Annotated in this window: 17 protein-coding genes and 1 pseudogene; 10 read left to right on the top strand and 8 right to left on the bottom strand. The window is 60.5% G+C overall.

The window, feature by feature from the left end; genetic code table 11:
• Positions 1–2: 2 nt before the first annotated feature.
• The gene (gene hisC, locus K1567_RS11720; protein ID WP_034095927.1) at positions 3–1,055 is read left to right on the top strand and encodes a histidinol-phosphate transaminase; all 1,053 of its coding nucleotides are present in this window, start codon (positions 3–5) and stop codon (positions 1,053–1,055) included.
• A 63-nt stretch (positions 1,056–1,118) separates the two neighbouring features.
• On the opposite strand, the gene K1567_RS11715 is transcribed toward hisC, so the two are convergent.
• On the bottom strand, positions 1,119–2,393 hold the full coding sequence (locus tag K1567_RS11715; RefSeq protein ID WP_034095928.1) for a uracil-xanthine permease family protein: 1,275 nt from the start codon (positions 2,391–2,393) through the stop codon (positions 1,119–1,121).
• Between the two features lie 2 nt (positions 2,394–2,395).
• On the bottom strand, positions 2,396–3,034 hold the full coding sequence (gene upp, locus K1567_RS11710) for a uracil phosphoribosyltransferase (RefSeq protein WP_034095929.1): 639 nt from the start codon (positions 3,032–3,034) through the stop codon (positions 2,396–2,398).
• A gap of 163 nt (positions 3,035–3,197) precedes the next feature.
• Here upp and K1567_RS11705 point away from each other — a divergent pair, with 163 nt between their 5' ends.
• The 4 genes from K1567_RS11705 to K1567_RS11690 all read left to right on the top strand — a co-directional run bounded on the left by K1567_RS11705 (position 3,198) and on the right by K1567_RS11690 (position 5,111).
• Positions 3,198–3,755, top strand: coding sequence for a hypoxanthine-guanine phosphoribosyltransferase (locus K1567_RS11705; RefSeq protein WP_012722254.1), 558 nt, complete (start codon positions 3,198–3,200; stop codon positions 3,753–3,755).
• A gap of 3 nt (positions 3,756–3,758) precedes the next feature.
• Positions 3,759–4,226, top strand: coding sequence for a WbuC family cupin fold metalloprotein (locus tag K1567_RS11700; protein WP_034095930.1), 468 nt, complete (start codon positions 3,759–3,761; stop codon positions 4,224–4,226).
• Positions 4,227–4,261: 35 nt separating this feature from the next.
• Positions 4,262–4,747 carry a hypothetical protein gene (locus K1567_RS11695; RefSeq protein ID WP_034111783.1) on the top strand — a complete coding sequence of 162 codons (486 nt, stop codon included), beginning with the start codon at positions 4,262–4,264 and terminating at the stop codon, positions 4,745–4,747.
• 76 nt (positions 4,748–4,823) lie between these two features.
• On the top strand, positions 4,824–5,111 hold the full coding sequence (locus K1567_RS11690; protein WP_017845962.1) for a PA4642 family protein: 288 nt from the start codon (positions 4,824–4,826) through the stop codon (positions 5,109–5,111).
• A 67-nt stretch (positions 5,112–5,178) separates the two neighbouring features.
• Here K1567_RS11690 and mqo read toward each other — a convergent pair whose 3' ends face one another.
• Positions 5,179–6,687 (bottom strand): malate dehydrogenase (quinone), encoded by a 1,509-nt coding sequence (mqo, locus tag K1567_RS11685; RefSeq protein ID WP_220698516.1) that lies wholly within the window; start codon positions 6,685–6,687, stop codon positions 5,179–5,181.
• 725 nt (positions 6,688–7,412) lie between these two features.
• Positions 7,413–7,646, bottom strand: coding sequence for a hypothetical protein (locus K1567_RS11680; protein ID WP_047881647.1), 234 nt, complete (start codon positions 7,644–7,646; stop codon positions 7,413–7,415).
• Between the two features lie 194 nt (positions 7,647–7,840).
• Between K1567_RS11680 and K1567_RS11675 the strand changes: the two genes are divergently transcribed.
• Positions 7,841–8,425 carry a YajG family lipoprotein gene (locus K1567_RS11675; RefSeq protein ID WP_034095934.1) on the top strand — a complete coding sequence of 195 codons (585 nt, stop codon included), beginning with the start codon at positions 7,841–7,843 and terminating at the stop codon, positions 8,423–8,425.
• Between the two features lie 53 nt (positions 8,426–8,478).
• Here the strand turns inward: K1567_RS11675 and K1567_RS11670 are convergent, their stop codons facing one another.
• Positions 8,479–8,688: a hypothetical protein gene (locus K1567_RS11670; RefSeq protein WP_034095935.1), complete on the bottom strand. Its 210-nt coding sequence runs from the start codon at positions 8,686–8,688 to the stop codon at positions 8,479–8,481.
• A 181-nt stretch (positions 8,689–8,869) separates the two neighbouring features.
• Between K1567_RS11670 and K1567_RS11665 the strand changes: the two genes are divergently transcribed.
• Positions 8,870–9,127, top strand: coding sequence for a hypothetical protein (locus tag K1567_RS11665; protein WP_034095936.1), 258 nt, complete (start codon positions 8,870–8,872; stop codon positions 9,125–9,127).
• 55 nt (positions 9,128–9,182) lie between these two features.
• On the opposite strand, the gene K1567_RS11660 is transcribed toward K1567_RS11665, so the two are convergent.
• Entirely contained in the window at positions 9,183–10,346 is a 1,164-nt protein-coding gene (locus tag K1567_RS11660) for a 1-acyl-sn-glycerol-3-phosphate acyltransferase (RefSeq protein WP_220698515.1), read from the bottom strand.
• Positions 10,347–10,479: 133 nt separating this feature from the next.
• Between K1567_RS11660 and K1567_RS11655 the strand changes: the two genes are divergently transcribed.
• From K1567_RS11655 to K1567_RS11645, 3 genes are read left to right on the top strand one after another with little or no spacing between them, the layout of a single operon-like run.
• Complete coding sequence (locus K1567_RS11655; protein ID WP_034095938.1) at positions 10,480–10,662, top strand: CPXCG motif-containing cysteine-rich protein; 183 nt, start codon at positions 10,480–10,482, stop codon at positions 10,660–10,662.
• Between the two features lie 11 nt (positions 10,663–10,673).
• The gene (locus K1567_RS11650) at positions 10,674–10,934 is read left to right on the top strand and encodes a putative signal transducing protein (protein WP_034095939.1); all 261 of its coding nucleotides are present in this window, start codon (positions 10,674–10,676) and stop codon (positions 10,932–10,934) included.
• Positions 10,935–10,970: 36 nt separating this feature from the next.
• Positions 10,971–11,591: an SOS response-associated peptidase gene (locus K1567_RS11645; RefSeq protein ID WP_034095940.1), complete on the top strand. Its 621-nt coding sequence runs from the start codon at positions 10,971–10,973 to the stop codon at positions 11,589–11,591.
• Positions 11,592–11,606: 15 nt separating this feature from the next.
• On the opposite strand, the gene K1567_RS27965 is transcribed toward K1567_RS11645, so the two are convergent.
• Together K1567_RS27965 and K1567_RS27960 are read right to left on the bottom strand one after the other, a co-directional pair.
• Complete coding sequence (locus tag K1567_RS27965; RefSeq protein ID WP_371918484.1) at positions 11,607–12,350, bottom strand: methyl-accepting chemotaxis protein; 744 nt, start codon at positions 12,348–12,350, stop codon at positions 11,607–11,609.
• A gap of 114 nt (positions 12,351–12,464) precedes the next feature.
• A pseudogene (locus K1567_RS27960) lies at positions 12,465–12,665 on the bottom strand (HAMP domain-containing protein); the annotation flags it as partial.
• Positions 12,666–13,237: the final 572 nt, after the last annotated feature.

Here is a 13,237-nt window from a genome sequence, read left to right as displayed (position 1 = left end):
ACATGAGCAAATTCTGGAGCCCTTTCGTCAAGAACCTCGTGCCTTACGTGCCCGGCGAGCAACCGAAAATGACCAAACTGGTCAAGCTCAACACCAACGAGAATCCCTACGGTCCATCGCCCAAGGCGTTGGCTGCGATGCAGGCCGAGTTGAACGACAACTTGCGCCTGTATCCGGACCCGAACAGCGACCTGCTCAAGCAGGCGGTGGCCACGTATTACGGGATCGACGCCGGCAAAGTATTCCTCGGCAACGGTTCCGATGAGGTGTTGGCGCACATTTTCCACGGCCTGTTCCAGCACGAGCTGCCGCTGCTGTTTCCGGATATCAGCTACAGCTTCTACCCGGTCTACTGCGGCCTCTACGGCATCCAGTCGGCGCCGGTGCCATTGGACGAGCAGTTCCAGATCCGCGTGGAAGACTACGCCAAGCCTAACGGCGGGATCATTTTTCCCAACCCTAACGCGCCAACCGGCTGCGTCCTGGCGCTGGACGCCGTGGAACAGATCCTCAAGGCCAGCCCGGATTCGGTGGTGGTGGTCGATGAAGCCTATATCGACTTCGGCGGCGAAACGGCCATCAGCCTGGTGGACCGCTACCCGAACCTGCTGGTGACCCAGACCCTGTCCAAATCGCGCTCACTGGCCGGTTTGCGCGTGGGCCTGGCGGTGGGCCACCCGGACTTGATCGAGGCGCTGGAGCGGGTCAAGAACAGCTTCAACTCCTACCCCCTGGATCGCCTGGCGATTGTCGGCGCGGCGGCCGCATTCGAGGACCGTGAATACTTCGAGAAGACCTGCCGACAGGTGATAGACAGCCGCAACCAGTTGGTCGCGCAGTTGGAGGATAAGGGCTTTGAGGTGTTGCCGTCGGCGGCCAACTTTATCTTTGCCCGCCACCCACGGCACGACGCGGCTGGTCTGGCGGCGAAGTTGCGCGAGCAGGGCGTGATCGTGCGGCACTTCAAGCAGGAGCGGATTGCCCAGTTCCTGCGGATCAGCATTGGTACGCCGGAGCAGAATCAGGCGTTGATCGATGGCTTGGGTGACCTCTAACACTCAGTGAAATCAAATGTGGGAGGGGGCAACCCCCTCCCACATTGGTTGGTGCTTTGGCCGTCAGATCAATGGCTCATCTGGCTTCTTATTCTTCCAGCCATCATTGCCCGGCAGCAGCAGGTTCAACCCGATCGCTACCACGGCGCACAGGGCGATGCCCTTGAGACCGAAATCATCCGGGCCGGTGCCGGTTCCCACCAGCACGCCGCCAATGCCGAACACCAAGGTCACCGACACAATCACCAGATTGCGCGCTTCGCCCAGGTCGATCTTGTGGCGAATCAACGTGTTCATCCCCACAGCAGCAATCGAACCGAACAACAGGCATAGAATTCCGCCCATCACCGGCACTGGAATGCTTTGCAGCAGCGCGCCGAATTTGCCGATAAACGCCAGGCTAATGGCAAAGATAGCCGCCCAGGTCATGATTTTCGGGTTGTAGTTCTTGGTCAGCATCACCGCGCCGGTCACTTCGGCGTAAGTGGTGTTCGGCGGGCCGCCAAACAGGCCGGCGGCCGTGGTGGCAATGCCGTCACCCAGCAAGGTGCGATGCAGGCCAGGTTTTTTCAGGTAGTCGCGCCCGGTCACGCTGCCCACCGCAATCACGCCGCCGATGTGTTCGATCGCCGGGGCCAGGGCCACCGGGACGATAAACAGGATCGCCTGCCAGTTGAATTCCGGCGCGGTGAAGTGGGGCAGGGCGAACCACGGGGCGGCCGCGATCTTGGCCGTGTCGACCACTCCAAAGTAGAACGACATGGCAAAGCCCACCAGCACGCCGGAGATAATCGGCACCAGGCGGAAAATGCCTTTGCCGAATACCGCCACGATCAGCGTGGTCAGCAGCGCCGGCATCGAGATCATCATCGCCGTCTGGTAATGAATCAGCTCGGCACCGTCGCCGGACTTGCCCATGGCCATGTTCGCGGCAATCGGTGCCATGGCCAGGCCGATGGAAATGATCACCGGGCCTATCACCACCGGCGGCAGCAAGCGGTCGATAAAACCGGTGCCCTTGATCTTCACCGCCAGGCCCAGGAACGTATAAACGAAACCGGCCGCCATCACGCCGCCCATGGTCGCCGCGAGGCCGAACTGGCCCTTGGCGAGGATGATCGGGGTGATGAAGGCGAAGCTCGATGCCAGGAATACCGGCACCTGACGCCCGGTCACCACCTGGAACAGCAAGGTGCCTAGACCTGCGGTGAACAGCGCAACGTTTGGATCAAGACCTGTGATCAGCGGCATCAACACCAGCGCGCCAAATGCCACGAAGAGCATTTGTGCGCCAGACAGGATCTGGCGCCAAAGCGGGTCGTTGAATTCATCCTGCATGCTCACGCGTCCTTCTGCTTGGTGCCGAAGATCTTGTCACCGGCATCGCCCAGGCCTGGGATGATGTAGCCGTGTTCGTTCAAGCGTTCATCGATGGAGGCGGTGTAGATCTGCACGTCCGGGTGTGCGCTCTCGACGGCGGCGATGCCCTCCGGCGCGGCTACCAGCACCATGGCGCGGATGTCCTTGCAACCGGCCTTCTTCAGCAGGTCGATGGTGGCGACCATGGAGCTGCCGGTGGCGAGCATCGGGTCGATGATCATTGCCAGGCGCTCGTCGATTTCCGGAACGAGTTTTTCCAGGTAAGTGTGGGCTTGCAGTGTCTCTTCATTACGGGCCACGCCCACGGCGCTGACCTTGGCGCCCGGGATCAGGCTGAGTACGCCTTCGAGCATGCCGATGCCGGCGCGCAGGATCGGTACCACGGTGATTTTCTTACCGGCGATTTTCTCGACCTGGACAGGACCGGCCCAACCGGGAATCTCATAATTCTCCAGGGGTAAATCCTTGGTGGCTTCGTAAGTGAGCAGCGCTCCGACTTCCTGAGCAAGCTCACGGAAGTTCTTCGTGCTGATGTCGGCGCGGCGCATAAGGCCGAGTTTGTGTCGGATCAGCGGGTGGCGGATCTCGCGAGTGGGCATGGGAAAGGCTCCGGCGGCGGGCAAAAAAACCGGCCTAGATTAATCTATCCGAGGGTGTTGTCCTATAGACATGTAGCACGTTAGTCCATAAAGGCTTGCCCGGAGCGCATGAGAAGCGTACCTTCGCCCGCTTTTCTTGCCACAGCACCCCTTGGAGAGCGCCATGTCCGCTGATCTCGAGCATATCCGTCAAATCATGCGCGAGGCTGACTGCCTGTACACCGAAGCGCAAGTCGAAGAAGCGATCGCCAAGGTCGGCGCCCACATCACCCGCGAAATGGCCGATACCAACCCGGTGGTGTTCTGTGTGATGAACGGTGGTCTGATCTTCGCCGGCAAATTGTTGACTCACCTGCAATTCCCGCTGGAAGCGTCTTACCTGCACGCCACCCGCTATCGCAATGAAACCAGCGGCGGCGACCTGTTCTGGAAGGCCAAGCCGGAAGTCTCGTTTATTGACCGTGACGTGCTGATCATCGACGACATCCTCGATGAAGGTCACACCCTGGGCGCAATCATCGACTTCTGCAAACACGCCGGCGCACGCAAAGTGCACACTGCCGTGCTGATCGACAAAGACCACGACCGCAAGGCTCGCCCTGAGCTGAAAGCCGATTTCGTCGGTCTGCCGTGCATCGACCGTTACATCTTCGGTTACGGCATGGACTACAAGGGCTACTGGCGCAACGCCAATGGCATCTACGCCGTCAAAGGGATGTGATACGTGGCGCGCTTTCTGGATCAGACACTGTTTACCGAGCTGGCCGAGAAAGCGAACGCCAGCACCCGTGGGCGGCATCATCACAATTTCCATGAGATGGACGAGCCGTGTCATCGCATGGCAGTGGGCCTGCAACCGAGCACCTACGTGCCCCCACATCGCCACCTCAGTGCGGACAAGGCGGAAACCTTGCTCGTGCTCAAGGGCCGTCTGGGCCTGCTGGTGTTCAATGACCGCGGCGAGGTAATCGCCAAGCGCGTGATGCAGGCTGGCGGCGAGTGCGCCGGCGTCGATCTGCCGCCGGGCGTGTTCCATGGCCTGGTGGTGCTGCAGCCCGATACGGTGATGTTCGAATGCAAGGCAGGGCCTTATCGGCCGGTTGGCGAGGGCGAACTGGCCGAGTGGGCACCGCGTGAAGGCGACGCCGGCGTGGCGGCGTATCAACGCTGGATGCTTGCGCAGTTCGATTGAGCTACAGTGCTGGGCCCCTTGCCGTGGAGTGGCTCATGAGCCGGTTGATACGCAGTTGCGCCATGCTGGCGTTGTCCTTCAGTTTGCCCTTGGCCGCAGCGCCGGCGCCGATGCACGGCCAATTCCTGCCGCCGGATGACCTTGCCCTGCGTGCCGAAGCTCCTGATCAGCAGCAATTGCTGCAGGTCACCGAGTACGCGGTGGTGGTGGGCAATCAGCGTCAGTCCAATCAACAGCCGATCCCGGTTACGTCACCGCTGATGATCCGCCTCAAGGGTAAGCCCCTGAACAAAGGCGCGACCATCGCCCAAGTGATGCTCAACTTCGATGCCGAAAGCAAAAGCCTGAAAAAGCCGGTATTCGATGAGAAAACCCGTACGCTTACCTTGTCGTACCCGGTGGCTCAATACCGTGTAATCGTCGATCTGCTGCGCAATGACACGGTGTATGTGCAGTTCCTCAGTTATGCCAACGGTCATATCTGGGCGGATTTGCATACCGGCACGGTCAAGTCCAGATAGGCCGGCGCCTACACAAGGCCGTGCCCCGCAGGTAGACTTCAAGCCCCGTGTAAATGTCTGCAGGCTGGAGTCGGTAATGCGTAAAGATAAGAAACAGGTGATTGGCGACGAGATCGGCGACGATCAGATCAAGTTGTTCCTGGACTTCGAGCCAGTCGACGCAACTTCACCGTCCCTGCACAAACTGATCAAGGCTTACCGTGGCCTGCGTATCGACGACTTCGAGCGCTTCCTGGGTTTTTTCAAGGCAGCCGGTTTGGACCTGGATGGCAAGGATGAGCACGGCCAGACCTTCGTCGACCTGATCAAAGACCAGCGTAACGCCGCCGAATACATCGAGCTGATCGACAACGCCCGCGGCTGATTACTCCAGGCAAAAAAACGCCCCGTTCTCCTCGTGAGAGCGGGGCGTTTTTTATTGCAGCAAGGCCTTAGGCGAAGCTCTCGGCCTCGTTGCTCTGCTCAACCAATTGCAGACTGATGTTGTTCTGGGCGTTGATCTTGCGATACAGCTCGGCATCGGTCTCCAGCACTTTTTCCCGCGCCGGGAAGATTTCATGCAGCTTAGCCGCCCACTCTCCACTGGCCTTGTCCGGGAAGCAGCGCTCGATCAGTTCCAGCATGATCGAGACGGTCACCGAAGCGCCTGGCGAGGCGCCCAGCAGGGCCGCCAGCGACCCGTCCTTGGCTGCGACCAGCTCGGTACCGAATTGCAGCACGCCGCCTTTCTTCGGGTCTTTCTTGATGATCTGCACCCGCTGACCGGCCACTTCCAGGCGCCAGTCCTCGGCTTTCGCCTCCGGGTAGAAGCGGCGCAGGGATTCCAGGCGCTGTTCCATGGACTGCATCACTTCGCTGACCAGGTACTTGGTCAGGTCCATGTTGTCGCGAGCCACGGCCAGCATCGGGCCGATGTTGCCGGCGCGAACCGACAGCGGCAGGTCGAGGAACGAACCGTGCTTGAGGAACTTGGTGGTGAACCCGGCATAAGGCCCGAACAGCAGAGATTTCTTGCCATCCACCACGCGGGTATCCAGGTGCGGCACCGACATTGGCGGCGAACCCACGGCGGCCTGGCTGTAGACCTTGGCCTGGTGATGCTTGACCACTTCAGGGTTATCGCAGCGCAGCCACTGGCCGCTGACCGGGAAACCGCCGAAGCCTTTGCTTTCTTCGATGCCCGAGGCTTGCAACAGCGGCAGGGCCGCGCCGCCAGCACCGAGGAACACGAACTTGGCATCCACTTCACGGCTGTTGCCGCTGTTGACGTCCTTGATGCTCACGGTCCAGCCGGCGCCGTTGCGCTTGAGGCCGGTGACGCGCTTGCAATACTTGACCTGGGTGTCGGCCGAGCTGGTCAGGTGGTTGAGCAGTTGATTGGTCAGGGCGCCAAAGTTGACGTCGGTGCCGTTCATGACGCGGGTGGCGGCGATTTTTTCGTCGAGCGGGCGGCCCGGCATCATCAGCGGCATCCATTCGGCCATCTCGCTGCGGTCTTCGGTGTAGTGCATGTCCGAAAACGCGTGGTGCTGGCTCAGGGTCTCAAAGCGCTTCTTGAGGAACTCCACGCCTTTGTCGCCTTGCACGAAGCTCAGGTGCGGTACCGGGCTGATAAAGGATCTGGACGAGCCAAAGGTGCCCTTTTTGGTCAAGTACGCCCAGAACTGCTTCGACACCTCGAACTGGGTGTTGATGTGCACGGCTTTCTTGATGTCGATGGAGCCATCGGCGGCCTGAGGTGTGTAATTCAGCTCACACAGGCCGGCGTGACCGGTACCGGCGTTGTTCCACGGGTTGGAACTTTCCGCGGCACCCGAGTCCATCAGCTCAACGACTTCCAGCTTGAGGCCGGGGTCGAGCTCTTTGAGTAGTACGGCCAGGGTGGCACTCATGATGCCGGCCCCTACCAGTACTACATCGACTGCTTCGTTATGCGCCATTTAACGCGTCTCCAAAATCTGCAGCACCAAATTGACGGCATGGCTGCCAGGAGTGACGGGGCGTTCACGTATTGCCCCAGGTTACCCATGGCCAGGATCGCCATGTCCGTTTCGCAATTCTTTGCAACTCAGCACACGCTTGCTGCCTGGCCTGATCTGCCTATGAACGCATTCATGGGCGGCTGTGGCAATTCGACTTATGGTCAAAGCGTGCGATGCGTGCAATCAATCCGTAGCGGACAGGCTCAAGCTCCAGTGGTTGATGAGTACTCGGTCCTGTGCGGTTGGGCTGTTCCAGACGCTGATGGTGCTTGTACAAACGCCAAACTATTCATTTGCTCGCCACACTCTTGTGAAGTTGTGAAAACCCGTTTTTTCACGCTCTTTTGAAGACGTGAACCTCAAAAAAGGGCTGCCCCAGCCTGGCACCTGGCCCGTAAACCTCTGCCGATAGGCAGCAAAACGGGCAAACAACTCAAGTGGCCGAGCGCAATGGCAGCTCTGGCAGATTCGGTAAAGGCGGGTGGTTTGCAAAGGAACAGCAAGCGCGCCGGCTTCACTCGATCTGTGTGGGCGGCTCTCTGTGGGCGATTCTTGGGGGTTAATACCGAGGCATTAACGATGCTGCGAGGCCCGATCAGGAGACGTCCTTATAATCGGGGGGAGATTGTAGCGAAGAACGTCAGGGAAATGGGCGTGTTTTATGACTTTTATTAGGCGTTTGGTCAGGCGGCCAACACCGGGTGGCGCGATGACCGTGTCGCGCGTGGGCTGACACGGGCCCGGGCCGGCAGCGGTCGATGCATCCAGCTCAGGCGGATTTCTTCGATTTCCACCCAGCCTTGGCCCACCGGCGGCTGGCTGCATTCTTTGAAGGCTTGGCAGCGGCCCTGGGAATCGAGCAAGGCAAACTGACGAAGCGCGGACTTGCGAGTAAATAACGACCAGAGATATTGCATGGCGATCAACCTCCTGTGAATGAGGCCAAGCATGCCGATGCGGGATGACGCGGCGATGTATCGGCTGTGACACATCGGTGACAGCGAACCGCGCAAAGTGTCGTGAGTCATAGGTTGTAACTGATGCTGGTTCCCGGCGATGGCGCCCCGTTATACTGCCGGCCTGTCGGTACCTGATTTCTGGAGAGAAGCGCATGTTGCAACGCCTGTTGTTCGGTTTGATCACTGTGACCACGTTGTCCCTGGTTGGCTGCGCCAACAGCCCGCAACAACTCAGCCCGCAACCGAAGCTCACCACGCAGTTGGCCCCGGTAGGCCATGGTCAGCCGGTGTCGGTGCGTGTGGTGGATGGCCGTCCTTCGCCGACCTTGGGTTCCCGTGGGGGCCTGTATCCGGAGACCGCGCTGATTTCGGTCAACGCCCAGGATGTGCTGCCCAAGCTGCAGGTCCAAGCCGAGGCGGCCGTGCGTCTGCTGGGCTTTACTCCCTCCAACTCGCCGGGCGTGCCGCAGTTGACGGTCACCCTGGCTGAGCTGAAATACCAGTCGCCGAAGGAAGGTCTGTATGTGACCGAGGCGTCAATCGGCGCGACCTTCAAGTCCGACGTCAACGCCGGCACCCGCCGCTACAGTGGCCGCTACGCTGCATCCCTGAATCAGCGCTTTGGCATGTCGCCGAACCAGGAGACCAACACCAAGCTGGTCAGCGACGTCCTGAGCGATGCCTTGACCCGTCTGTTCAAAGACCCGAGCATCGGCCAGTTGCTTAGCTCGCAATAACCGCTCCACAAAAAACCGGGCTCGCAAGGCCCGGTTTTTTTACGTCTTCAGTTTCATGCCGCCGTGTCGATACAGAAGTCCAGCAGGCTGATCCCGGTCAGCAGATCGGTTTCCGGCAAGTCCGCATGGGAATGCCCGCCCAGGGCGCAATACACCAGCCAATGCCGGTCTTGAACGTTGAACGCCAGGCTGTCTATCAGCGCCTCCTGTTCATCGCTTTGAGCGATCAGATACAGCCGATCCTGGTTTTGTGCATGCAGCATGACAAGCTCCCGAACGTCCGAAGGGCCACAGAGTGGACTGTTAAGGTGACGTTCAGGTGACGCGGTAAATTACTGGATAGATTAGCCGTCCATGGGGAGGAAACGTTCACGCGCAGCAGAGGTAGTGCGCGTGCGGTTGTGTCCAAACTGTTACCCAGGCACCGTTTTACCGAGGTTTGCGATGGCACTGCCCGCACTAATGATTAACGTTGTCGCGCTGGCAATCGCCTGCCCAGGCGCCGCGCTGCTGTATGTCACCCGCCTGCGCGAGCAGCGCGCCATGACCAAGCTCGCCGCTCAAAGCGAAGAACGCGCAATCGATCAGCCGATGCTGTTTCTGGATGTGCGCCTTGTACGGGCGCACCGGGTGGCTTACCGCATCGGGTTCGCCTGCCTTGGAATGGCGCTACTGACCTCGTGGGTCAGCACTCACCTTTAAGAACACTGCAAAGCGAACGTGGGAGCTGCAAGCCCCCACATTTTTCGCCCGGTGTTTAGAGCGGGATCCCAGCCTTGACCCGATACTGATTGCGCACCGGCGTTGCATATTGCACCACCAGGAATGGCCGGTGTTCCGCCGGGCATTCGCTCAAGCGCCGCTCCCACTCGGCCTTCGCCTTGGCCAACTCGTCGGCGGGGAACAGCTCCTCGGCCTTGGGCACCTGCAATTGCGGCTCGGCGTCACTCCATTGGGCATAAGCCAGGTAGTGCACCGGAAACAAGCGGTAGCCGCCGAGAATCTGCCGGTCCATTTCCACCGCCAGCACCTTGGTGTCTTCGAAGCGCTCGGTAATCGGCGGGGCGAAGTTGATATGCACCCGGCCCTTGTAGCCGGTGATGCCCAGGGCAATGCTCACGTCGTCCTCGCCCGGTGCCTTCGTGTAGGTGCCGGTGGTGGCGCGGATATACAGTTCACGCGCTTTGGCCGCATCACAGGGGTCATATTCGTAGCTGATGGACACCGGCGTCAGGTTCAGCGACTGGATCACTTCGGCGAACGGTTCGTCCTTGCGGCTGACGTGGAACATCTTGAGGATCGCCGATTCGGTGCGATCGTCGCCGTCCTTGGCGCGGCCTTCGGCCTGGGCGATCCAGATCGATTGGCGGTCATTGAGGATCGAATGGTTGATGTAGGCCGACAGCAGGTTGAACGCCGCCATTTTTTCCTTCCGCCCGGTGATCGAGCGGTGCACGATGAAGCTCTTGTTCAGGCGCATCAGATCGCTGACGAACGGCTTTTGCAGCAGGTTGTCGCCAATGGCGATGCGCGGCGTCGGCAGGCCGGCGTGGTACACGGCGTAGTTGACGAAGGCCGGGTCCATCACGATATCGCGGTGGTTGGCCAGAAAGAGGTAGGCGGTGCCCGATTTGAGCTGCTCGACCCCGGTGTAGGTGACACCGTCGGTCGCCCGGTCGATGGTGTGGTCGACGTAATACTCGACTTTGTCCTGCAGCGTCGCCACGGTGGTGACGCCGGCGAATTCGCGGCGCAATTTGCGGGCGATCATGGGCTTGAGCAGCCAGCCAAGGGTGCCGGCGAAGCGGGGGAAGCGGAAGTGGGTCAGGATGTCCAGAAAGGCCTTGTCACTGAACAGCCGCGCCAGCACCGCCGGGACTTCGCTGTCGTTGTAAGGTCGGATGGTATCGAATTCGCCCATCATGCTCTCTTGTTAGAAACGGCTAGGATAAGTAGAAGAAATACCAGGGTTCGGCCCGAGTCATTGGCTCAGCCGGGGTATAACCCTGTAAATAGACCGGCGATTATACGCACAAGTCACCTGGGAGACTGCGATGCTGGAACCTGCGCTGTACGATTGTCCTTATTGTGGCGAGTCGGTTGAAACATCGGTGGATTTGTCTGGCGGTGACCAGATTTACATTGAAGACTGCCAGGTGTGTTGCAGACCGATCATTTTCAATCTGCAGGTGCATGGCGACGAGTGGATGCTCGACACTCGCAGCGAGAACGAATAACAGGTACGCCTATGCAGCGAATCTACGAACCGGAAAACCTGATGGAAGGCGAGCTGCTGCAGCAGATGCTCGCCAGCGAGGGTATCGAGGCGCACCTGGTGGGCCGCCATTTGCTCGGCGGCACCGGCGAATTGCCGATCTTCGGCCTGCTTGGCCTGGAAGTGGACAACGACCGCGCACTCGACGCCCGTGAACTCATCACCGCCTATATCGGCGCGCAACCGCTGCCCGGCGATGAACCCGACAGCTTCCCCGACGTGTTGGTCTGTTAGGCTGTCGGCCGGTTTATCCAAGAGTCGTGTTGCCCCATGTGTGGACGTTATGCCCTGTTTCGCTGGAACCCCACCTTTGCTGCCTTGCCGGGCTTTCCGGCCGATCAGCAGGCGCAGTGGAACATTTCGCCGAATGATTCGGTGCTGATCCAGCGCCTGGAAGGCGAGCAGCTCACCCTGGCCCGCGCTCGCTGGGGGCTGACGCCGCCCTGGCTCACCGACCTGTCCCGCACCCCGGCCCATGCCCGCGCCGAAACCCTGGCCGAGCAACCGATGTTTCGCGAGGCGTTTCGCCAACGCCGCTGCCTTTTGCCAGCCAACGGTTTCTACGAATGGCGCGGAACCCAGCGCAAACGCCCGTACTGGCTGACGCCGGGGGAGGGCTCCTCGTTGTTTTTTGCCGCGATCTGGGAAGCCTACCCCGTGCAGGAACAGGTGTGGCTGAGCACGGCCGTGGTGACGCAGGCCGCGCAAAGTCAGCGACGGCCGTTGATCCTGGATGCGGCAGGGCAAGCGGCCTGGCTCAACCCCGACACGCCGCTGCCGGCGTTGCAGGCATTGCTGGCCAGTGAACCGAGCGCGTTGCGCGAGCGGGTCCTGGCCAACCTGGTCAACGATCCCAAGCTCAATGGGCCGGAGTGCCTGACCCCGGCGTGAGCCTGTCGGCGCGCCCTACACCTTGAACTGATTGATCAGCCGCCGCTGCTGCTCCGCCAGCTTGGTCAAGTCCGCACTGGCCGCGCTGGATTCGTCCGCGCCTCCCGCCACTTCATTGGCCACCTGGCCGATATTAATCACGTTGCGATTGATGTCCTCGGCCACTGCGCTCTGCTCCTCGGCCGCACTGGCAATCTGAGTGTTCATGTCGTTGATCACCGACACTGCCTGAGTAATAGTCTGCAGCGCTTCAGCCGCCTTGGCCGCGTGTTGTACGCTTTCGTCGGTGCGGTGCTGACTGTCTTCCATCACCCGTACCACGTCCCGTGTGCCTTGTTGCAACTGCTGGATCATGGCCTGGATTTCTTCGGTGGCCTGCTGGGTTTTTTGCGCCAGGTTGCGCACTTCGTCGGCGACCACGGCAAACCCGCGACCTTGTTCGCCGGCGCGCGCGGCTTCGATGGCAGCGTTCAGCGCCAGCAGGTTGGTCTGTTCGGCAATCCCGCGAATGGCAGTCAGGATCGCGTTGATGTTTTCACTGTCCTTGGCCAGCGTTTGCACCACCGCAACCGCTTTGCCGATTTCCTCGGCCAGCACACCGATGGAGGCCGAGGTGTCGCGCACAATGCGCATGCCCTGATTCGCGGCCTGATCGGCGTGGCTGGCGGCTTGCGCGGCCTGGGTGGCATTGCGCGCCACGTCCTGGGCGGTGGCGGTCATCTCATGCACGGCAGTGGCGACCTGGTCGATTTCCACCATCTGCTTATGCACGCCCTGGTTGGTGCGGATCGCAATATCGGCGGTGTGCTCCGACGAATCGCTAACCTTCTGCACCGAGCTCACCACTTGGGTAATCATGCCCTGCAATTTGATCAGGAAGGTGTTGAAACCGCTGGCGATTGCGCCCAACTCGTCGGCTCGGTCGCTGGTCAGGCGGCGTGTCAGGTCGCCTTCGCCTTGGGCGATGTCATTGAGCATGGCCACCATCTGTTTGAGCGGGCGGGCGATCCCATGGCCAACCAGCCAGATCACCAGCAGGCCGAGCCCGGCCACCACCAGGCCGGCGATCGCCATGCCGACGGTATCGGTTTTGCGCTGGGCTTGCAGGTCGCTTTGCAGTTTCTGCGAGTCGGCCATCACCGCCGCCAATGGCAATTGCATCATCAAGGTCCAGCGTGCGTCGGTCTGGCCGATGCCGAAGGGCAGGAACAACTCGATATGGCCGTGCTCGCGGTCGATGTCGTAGCGCACTTCGCCGGGCTTGAGCTGGTTGAGGTTGGTCAGTTCGCTGGCGTCGAGCAGGTCGCTGGCCTTTTCGCCGAGTTTGCTGGCGTCCTTGGTGTAGGCCACCAGGCGGCCGTTGCTGGAGATCAGCGCCAGTTCGCCGGCGCCTTTATAGAGCTTCTGGTCGGCACTGGTGAGCATGTCCTGAATGAAGTTCACCGACAGATCGGCCCCCACAATGCCCTGGAACTTGCCATCGACCATGATCGGCTCGATGAACGAGGCCAGCATCACCATGACGTCGCCGACTTTATACGGGGCGGGGTCGATGGCGCAGGGCTTCTGGCTTTCCTTGGAGCACAGGTAGTACTCGCTGGCGCGTACGCCGGTGGAGAGCATTTTCTGGTCGGCCACGTCGGCGA

It is taken from the genome of Pseudomonas sp. S5F11 (genome assembly GCF_019641515.1).
Lineage (GTDB): Bacteria > Pseudomonadota > Gammaproteobacteria > Pseudomonadales > Pseudomonadaceae > Aquipseudomonas > Aquipseudomonas rhodesiae.
This window is presented reverse-complemented; position numbering and strand designations above follow the sequence as displayed.

What these genes read in the sequence shown, in the direction of transcription:
- K1567_RS27965 (WP_371918484.1), bottom strand. Translation starts at nt 12,350, where the DNA reads ATGGTGGAAATCGACCAGGTCGCCACTGCCGTGCATGAGATGACCGCC.
- upp (WP_034095929.1), bottom strand. Translation starts at nt 3,034, where the DNA reads ATGCCCACTCGCGAGATCCGCCACCCGCTGATCCGACACAAACTCGGC.
- K1567_RS11705 (WP_012722254.1), top strand. Translation starts at nt 3,198, where the DNA reads ATGTCCGCTGATCTCGAGCATATCCGTCAAATCATGCGCGAGGCTGAC.
- K1567_RS11665 (WP_034095936.1), top strand. Translation starts at nt 8,870, where the DNA reads ATGGCACTGCCCGCACTAATGATTAACGTTGTCGCGCTGGCAATCGCC.
- mqo (WP_220698516.1), bottom strand. Translation starts at nt 6,687, where the DNA reads ATGGCGCATAACGAAGCAGTCGATGTAGTACTGGTAGGGGCCGGCATC.
- K1567_RS11675 (WP_034095934.1), top strand. Translation starts at nt 7,841, where the DNA reads ATGTTGCAACGCCTGTTGTTCGGTTTGATCACTGTGACCACGTTGTCC.
- hisC (WP_034095927.1), top strand. Translation starts at nt 3, where the DNA reads ATGAGCAAATTCTGGAGCCCTTTCGTCAAGAACCTCGTGCCTTACGTG.
- K1567_RS11690 (WP_017845962.1), top strand. Translation starts at nt 4,824, where the DNA reads ATGCGTAAAGATAAGAAACAGGTGATTGGCGACGAGATCGGCGACGAT.
- K1567_RS11715 (WP_034095928.1), bottom strand. Translation starts at nt 2,393, where the DNA reads ATGCAGGATGAATTCAACGACCCGCTTTGGCGCCAGATCCTGTCTGGC.
- K1567_RS11660 (WP_220698515.1), bottom strand. Translation starts at nt 10,346, where the DNA reads ATGGGCGAATTCGATACCATCCGACCTTACAACGACAGCGAAGTCCCG.
- K1567_RS11670 (WP_034095935.1), bottom strand. Translation starts at nt 8,688, where the DNA reads ATGCTGCATGCACAAAACCAGGATCGGCTGTATCTGATCGCTCAAAGC.
- K1567_RS11645 (WP_034095940.1), top strand. Translation starts at nt 10,971, where the DNA reads ATGTGTGGACGTTATGCCCTGTTTCGCTGGAACCCCACCTTTGCTGCC.
- K1567_RS11695 (WP_034111783.1), top strand. Translation starts at nt 4,262, where the DNA reads ATGAGCCGGTTGATACGCAGTTGCGCCATGCTGGCGTTGTCCTTCAGT.
- K1567_RS11655 (WP_034095938.1), top strand. Translation starts at nt 10,480, where the DNA reads ATGCTGGAACCTGCGCTGTACGATTGTCCTTATTGTGGCGAGTCGGTT.
- K1567_RS11650 (WP_034095939.1), top strand. Translation starts at nt 10,674, where the DNA reads ATGCAGCGAATCTACGAACCGGAAAACCTGATGGAAGGCGAGCTGCTG.
- K1567_RS11680 (WP_047881647.1), bottom strand. Translation starts at nt 7,646, where the DNA reads ATGCAATATCTCTGGTCGTTATTTACTCGCAAGTCCGCGCTTCGTCAG.